Here is a 6056-nt window from a genome sequence, read left to right as displayed (position 1 = left end):
GTCCCCCATGGGGACGCAATGCCGGGCCCAACTCTGCCAGGGGGTCTTGCCCATAGGCAAGGCACCCGCAGGGGCGGGAGCGCTCCGCTCTCAGCCGCAAAAGCGCGGCAAGCTATTCGTATTTTTCCAAAAACGCCTCAGCCTCAAGCGCGCGGAAGTCGGGCAGCGCGGCGCGCAGGGTGGCGTGGTCCCAGTCCCACCAGGCCAGCGCCATCATGCGCTCGGCCACCGGCGCGGCATAGCGGTGCCGGATCAGCCGCGCGGTATTGCCGCCGACAATCGTGTAGGGCGCCACGTCCTTGGTCACCACCGCGCCCGAGGCCACCACCGCGCCATGGCCGATCGTCACCTCCGGCTTGATCATCGCGCCGTGGCCGATCCAGGTGTCATGACCGATATGGGCCAGGCGGCTGCGGCGATGGGCGAACCAGTCGGCGTCATCCTCTGCGTCCTCCCAATAGCTGGCGGAGCGATAGAGGAAATGATGCAGCGAGGCTTTTTCCAGCGGATGATCGGTCGCGCCGATGCGCACGAAACTGGCGATATTGGCGAATTTGCCGATCTCGGCATTGGCGATGTCGCACATGCGGTCACAATAGCTGTAGTCGCCCAGATGACTATGGGCGATCCGCGTGCACGCGCCCAGTTCGGTATAGGCGCCAAAGGTGGTGTTGGTGACGTCGCAGCCGGGTTTGATGCGCGGCTCGGTCGGGGAGAGGTCTGTCATGTCTTATCCCTGTTCCATCCTTGATCCGGCATGCGGCGGGACACCCTAAACCCCATACAACTAGACAAGCATGCCATGACGGCAAGGCCGGAGCAAGGCGGTCCTCGCACCACTGTTGCCAGGACCGCCCCACCGCAAGCGGCGCTTAATGCCCGCCCGCATCGCCCTTGATCAGGCGGCGGCGTAGCCAGCCGGAGAACCAATCCATGATCATCACCATCAGGATGATGAGCACGATGTAATAGGCGACCTCCTCCCAATCCTTTTGGGTGATGATGGCCTGTGTCAGCAACAGACCAATGCCGCCGCCGGTGATCGCACCGATGATGGTCGCCGAGCGGGTGTTGGATTCAAGGAAATACAGCAGTTGCGACAACAGCACCGGCGTGATCTGCGGGATCACCCCAAAGCGGTAGCGCTGCACCGGCTTGGCCCCGGTGGAGGTGATGCCCTCGATCTGCTTCTCATCGACGTTTTCCAGCGCCTCGGAGAAGATCTTGCCGAAGGTGCCGGTATCGGTGATCAGGATCGCCAGCGCACCGGTGAGCGGGCCGGGACCAAAGGCCCGCGCCAGAACCACGGTCCAGATCAGCGAATCCACCCCGCGCACAAAATCAAACAGTCGCCGCGCCGCGAACCGCACCACCCGCACCGGCATGAAATTGCGCGTTCCGAGGAAGGCCAGCGGCAGCGCCACCAGCCCGGCGCCAAAGGTGCCGAGGAAGGCCATCAGGATGGTTTCGCCCAACGCCCAGGCCACATCCCGGTGCTGCCACATCTTGTTTGTCCAGAAGTCATTCCAGATCGCCCCTGCCTCGCCCGCGATGGCGTGCTGTGCCAGCGTCAGCGGCCCCATGCCGTGATAGGGGCTGTCGAGGGTGAAGAAGAACAATTCCCAGCCCATGAAATAGCGAAACACCTCGGCGCGGTTGCGGGTCACGGTCAGGCGGCCCGCGTCGGTGGTGATCGCCAGCCGGTTCTTGGAGACATTGATCCAGTCCGGCACATCGCCCGCGGGCAGCTCCGTCACGACGCCCCGCCCGCGCGAGGGGGTGGCGGTGACCAGACCATAGCCGGGAATGTCATATTCGACGCTCTCGGGACCAAAGCGCACCACATGGCCGTCGGGCAGGTTGATCACCGTGGTGTCGCCCGGGGTGACCCATTCGGGGCTCATGCCCTCGGGGTAGGTGCCCTTGCGCTCGCCCTCGATGGCATAGCTGACCTCGCCGCTGCGGTTGTCGCGGGTGACATGGGTCTTGTAGCTGTAGCTGTCAGACACCAGCGTGCGGGCATTGTCCAGCGATGCGCGCTGCCACAGGCCGGCCACGTCAAAGGTGACGCAGACATAGGCCAGATAGGCCAGGATCACCGCCGGAACGGCGAGGCTCAGCAGGCGTTTCTTGAGGAACAGCTTGTCCATCTGCCCCTTCAGGGGCGCGCTGTTCAGATCCATTACAGTCATGCCGTGGCCCCTTTGCGGCTGGATTTGCGGGTCCGTGTGCGCTGGCCGTGGGTCAGCCGATCCCGAAGCAGGCCGGAGATCTGATCGACCACCACGATGGTGACAAACAGCAGGATAAAGATTGCCGCCGCCTCGTCATATTTGCCCTGCCCCCAGGACATGGCGTTCTTCAGCTCGTAGCCGATGCCCCCAGCGCCGACAAAGCCGAGGATGGCGGAGGCGCGGATGTTGATTTCGAACCGCAACAGCGCGTAGGAGACATAATTCGGCCCCACCTGCGGGATCACACCCAGCCAGATGCGCTGCGCCCAGGAGGCCCCGACCGAGGACAGCCCCTCGATGGGTTTGAGCGAGACGTTTTCATTGACCTCGGAGAAGAGCTTGCCCAGCGCGCCTGCGGTATGCAGCGCAATGGCGATCATCGCGGGCACCGGACCACCGCCGAGCAGAAAGATCAGCACCAGCGCGATAACAATCTCGGGGATCGCGCGCGAGATATCCATGATGCGGCGAAACAGCGGGATCAGCATCGGCCAGCGCGCCATGCCCCGGGTGGACAAGAGCGACAAGAGCGTGCCGAAGAGCGCGCCGATCAATGTGGCGGCGGCGGCGATATTCAGGGTTTCCACCAGCGCCGGAAAGAAATGCACGATATGACCGGGCAGCTGGGTCACCTTCTCGGCGGCCTCCGAAAGCACCTCGGTCGGATAATCCAGAACCCGCTGATAGCCATCGGCAAAGGAGCCCGCGTTGCGCTCGTCGGCAGTGCGGAACCCGGCCACCATCAGGGCCACAAAGAGCACCAGCAGCAAGCCGCCATAGAGCCGTTTGCGCCGGGTCATCTCGGTATATTGCGCCCGGATATCCTCCAGCGATTGCGGGGAGTCCTTCGGGGCCTGCGCGCTCAGATCAGCCATTCATATCGTCCAGAAACAGGGGGGAATCATCTGGCGGCACCGCGTGGCGCTTGCGGCCAGAAATACGGGGCCCGGCATGATGGCCGGACCCCGCGTCTTTGGTGATGAAAATTAGTTGGACTTCAATTTACGCGCTTCGATGATCACCTCGTAGGCGTCGTGGGTGATCGGCATGAAGCCTTTGGATTCACCTGCGGCCACGCCGTAGTAGCAATCGTAATCCATCGCCGGCAGCGACGCCATCAGACCGGTCATCTTGACCTTCACGTCCTCGGGCAGCGCCTTGCGCAGCACGACCGGGCCTTCGGGGATCGGCTTGGACTGCCAGATCTGCACCAGATCGTTCATGTCAACGAGACCCGCATCCACGGCCTTGCGCAGTGCGCCGGAGTTGTAGCCGTCTTCCCAGTTGCCCAGACCGTCGGCCCAGGTCACGCCCGCATCCACATCGCCGTTGTTGACCGCAACGATGGTTTGCTCGTGACCGCCGGTGAATTTGACCTCACCGAAATAGGCGCCGTTTTCCATGCTGGCACCGGTGGCCTGCGGGATCTCGATCGAGGGGATCAGGAAGCCGGAGGTGGAGTTGGGATCACCAAAGCCAAAGACCTTGCCCTTCATGTCGTCGAGCGAGGTGATGCCGCTGTCCTTGCGGGCAAAGCCGACAGAATAGTAGCCATAGCCACCGTCCACATTGACCTTGACCAGAACCGGCTCGACCGCCTCGGGATCGGAGAGATAGGTTTTTGCATAACCCGACGCGCCGAGCCAGGCCATGTCGATGGTGCCGCCCAGAAGGCCCTGGATGACGCCGTTGTAATCCGCCGGGGCAAAGAGTTTGGTTTCAACGCCCAGCAGGTCTTCGGTTTTCTGGCGCAGGCATTCGTTGCTGGCCATGCGGTCCTGAGCGTTTTCGCCGCCCAGGATGCCGATGCGGAATTCGGAAATTTCGTCAGCGGCCAGGACCGGCGAGGTCAGGGCAGTGGTGGCCAATGCGGCAAGGATCAGGTGTTTCATCGTGGAAAGCTCCGGTTGGTTGCCCCCGGAGCCATCTCGCTCCGGGGAGATGAAAAGGGTCAGACGAAAGCCTCGGCCTCCCGCGTCGCGGCGGCGGTGCGGTCCAGGGTTTCGATTTCGGTCGATGTGGCGGCTTCGGAAAAATCCGCGCCTGCCCCGTAAATTTCGCGCGCCACCCCGGTGGTGAGCTGCTCGGGCAGCCCATCAAACACGATGCGCCCGTCGCGCATGCCAACCACCCGGTCGCAATAGCGGCGCGCGGTGTCCAGCGTGTGCAGGTTGGCGATGACAGTGCGGCCGTCTTCCTCGTGGATGCGGCGCAGGGCCTCCATCACCGTCTGCGCGTTCATCGGATCGAGCGAGGCGATGGGTTCGTCGGCGAGGATGATCTTCGGGTCCTGCATCAGGGCGCGCGCGATGGCGACGCGCTGTTGCTGCCCGCCCGAGAGCGCCTCGGCCCGTTTCGGCGCATGTTCGGCAATGCCGAGCCGGTCGAGAATGTCGATCGCCCGGTGCACATCCGCCATCGGATAGAGGTTGAACAGCGTCGCCAGGGTCGAGCGGCGGTTGAGCGTGCCATGCAACACGTTCGACACCACATCCATACGCGGCACCAGGTTGAACTGCTGAAAGATCATCGCGCAGTCCGATTGCCAGGCGCGCTTGTCACGGCCCTTCAGCGTGGTGATCTCGCGGCCTTCAAACTGGATCGACCCTTCGGTCGCATCGCCAAGCCGGTTGATCATCCGCAACAGGGTCGATTTGCCCGCACCGGAGCGCCCGATAATGCCCAGCATGCAGGGCTTGTCGATGTCCAGCGTCGCGGCCTCGACCGCCGTCTTGTCGCCAAATCTCTTGGTCAGCTTGTTGATGCGCAGCACGTTGCGGCCCCCTCTGGTTCCGCGACTGCCTACTCGGGGTCCTCAAATCATTTGTGTCGATCTTGCAAAAGTTTTGTAACGCGCCGCGTTTGAAGCTGCCGCAGGGCCGCTTTCGTGACGGATTGATGAAAAACAATGCCTGTGCAGGGGCGCGCGCAGGCGTTATATGGCCCGCATCGCCACTTCATACTGTCTTGCAGCCAGGAAAGCCGCCCATGTCCTTTGACCGTTCCATCAAGATCGCCCCCTCCATCCTGTCGGCGGATTTCGCCAACTTCGGCCAGGAGATCCAGGCCATCGAGGCCCAGGGCGCCGACTGGGTGCATGTGGATGTGATGGACGGGCATTTTGTGCCCAACCTGACCTTTGGCCCGGCGGCGGTAAAGGCGTTCCGCCCGCATGTAAAAACGGTGATGGATGTGCATCTGATGATCGCGCCGGTTGATCCCTATATCGACGCCTATGCCGATGCCGGCGCCGATGTGCTGACCGCCCATGTGGAAGCCGGCCCGCATATCCACCGCACCCTGCAAGCCATTCGCGCCGCAGGCATGAAGGCGGGCGTGGCGCTCAATCCGGGCACCCCGGCCGAGGCGGTGGCGCATCTGCTTGATCTCACCGACCTCATCTGCGTGATGACGGTGAACCCGGGCTTTGGCGGTCAGAAGTTCATCGACATGACCGGCAAGATCCGCGCCCTGCGCCAGATGATCGGCGACCGCCCGGTGCATATCGAGATCGACGGCGGCGTCGATCCCTCCACCGCACCGCTGGTGGCCGAGGCCGGCGCCGATGTGCTGGTGGCGGGCTCCGCGGTTTTCCGCGGCGGCTCGGTCAGCCAGCCGGAGGTCTACGGCGACAACATCCGCGCCATCCGCGCCGCTGTCAGCGGCAACTGACCCCAAAACGCTATCACCCCGCGCCACGCTGTTGTGACGCGGCAACCGCCATCCGCAAGAATACAATCCCGCTGGCAAACTTGCGCGACACGCAGCCGCCCCGGCAGGGGCGGCTGCCACCAGATATCATGGCGGCCCCGAAGCCAAAGG

6 protein-coding genes are annotated in these 6056 nt (G+C 63.4%); 1 reads left to right on the top strand and 5 read right to left on the bottom strand.

Annotated elements, in window-relative coordinates; translation table 11 throughout:
* Window positions 1–112: 112 nt before the first annotated feature.
* The 5 genes from HCZ87_RS19210 to phnC all read right to left on the bottom strand — a co-directional run bounded on the left by HCZ87_RS19210 (window position 113) and on the right by phnC (window position 5007).
* Complete coding sequence (locus HCZ87_RS19210; RefSeq protein ID WP_167646479.1) at window positions 113–727, bottom strand: chloramphenicol acetyltransferase; 615 nt, start codon at window positions 725–727, stop codon at window positions 113–115.
* A gap of 145 nt (window positions 728–872) precedes the next feature.
* Window positions 873–2192 carry a phosphonate ABC transporter, permease protein PhnE gene (phnE, locus tag HCZ87_RS19205; RefSeq protein ID WP_167646477.1) on the bottom strand — a complete coding sequence of 440 codons (1320 nt, stop codon included), beginning with the start codon at window positions 2190–2192 and terminating at the stop codon, window positions 873–875.
* Window positions 2189–3109 carry a phosphonate ABC transporter, permease protein PhnE gene (phnE, locus tag HCZ87_RS19200; RefSeq protein WP_167646475.1) on the bottom strand — a complete coding sequence of 307 codons (921 nt, stop codon included), beginning with the start codon at window positions 3107–3109 and terminating at the stop codon, window positions 2189–2191. Before phnE (HCZ87_RS19200) ends, phnE (HCZ87_RS19205) begins: the two co-directional genes overlap by 4 nt.
* A gap of 111 nt (window positions 3110–3220) precedes the next feature.
* Entirely contained in the window at window positions 3221–4126 is a 906-nt protein-coding gene (phnD, locus tag HCZ87_RS19195) for a phosphonate ABC transporter substrate-binding protein (protein ID WP_167646474.1), read from the bottom strand.
* A gap of 59 nt (window positions 4127–4185) precedes the next feature.
* A complete protein-coding gene (gene phnC, locus HCZ87_RS19190; protein WP_167646471.1) occupies window positions 4186–5007 on the bottom strand; it encodes a phosphonate ABC transporter ATP-binding protein in 822 nt (273 codons plus the stop codon).
* A 215-nt stretch (window positions 5008–5222) separates the two neighbouring features.
* Here phnC and rpe point away from each other — a divergent pair, with 215 nt between their 5' ends.
* A complete protein-coding gene (rpe, locus tag HCZ87_RS19185) occupies window positions 5223–5906 on the top strand; it encodes a ribulose-phosphate 3-epimerase (protein ID WP_167646469.1) in 684 nt (227 codons plus the stop codon).
* Window positions 5907–6056: the final 150 nt, after the last annotated feature.

Source organism: Phaeobacter sp. HF9A, from assembly GCF_011806385.1.
GTDB lineage: Bacteria > Pseudomonadota > Alphaproteobacteria > Rhodobacterales > Rhodobacteraceae > Epibacterium.
This window is presented reverse-complemented; position numbering and strand designations above follow the sequence as displayed.

Coding starts and splice junctions, on each gene's coding strand:
- HCZ87_RS19210 (WP_167646479.1), bottom strand. CDS start 727: ATGACAGACCTCTCCCCGACCGAGCCGCGCATCAAACCCGGCTGCGAC.
- phnE (WP_167646477.1), bottom strand. CDS start 2,192: ATGACTGTAATGGATCTGAACAGCGCGCCCCTGAAGGGGCAGATGGAC.
- phnE (WP_167646475.1), bottom strand. CDS start 3,109: ATGGCTGATCTGAGCGCGCAGGCCCCGAAGGACTCCCCGCAATCGCTG.
- phnD (WP_167646474.1), bottom strand. CDS start 4,126: ATGAAACACCTGATCCTTGCCGCATTGGCCACCACTGCCCTGACCTCG.
- rpe (WP_167646469.1), top strand. CDS start 5,223: ATGTCCTTTGACCGTTCCATCAAGATCGCCCCCTCCATCCTGTCGGCG.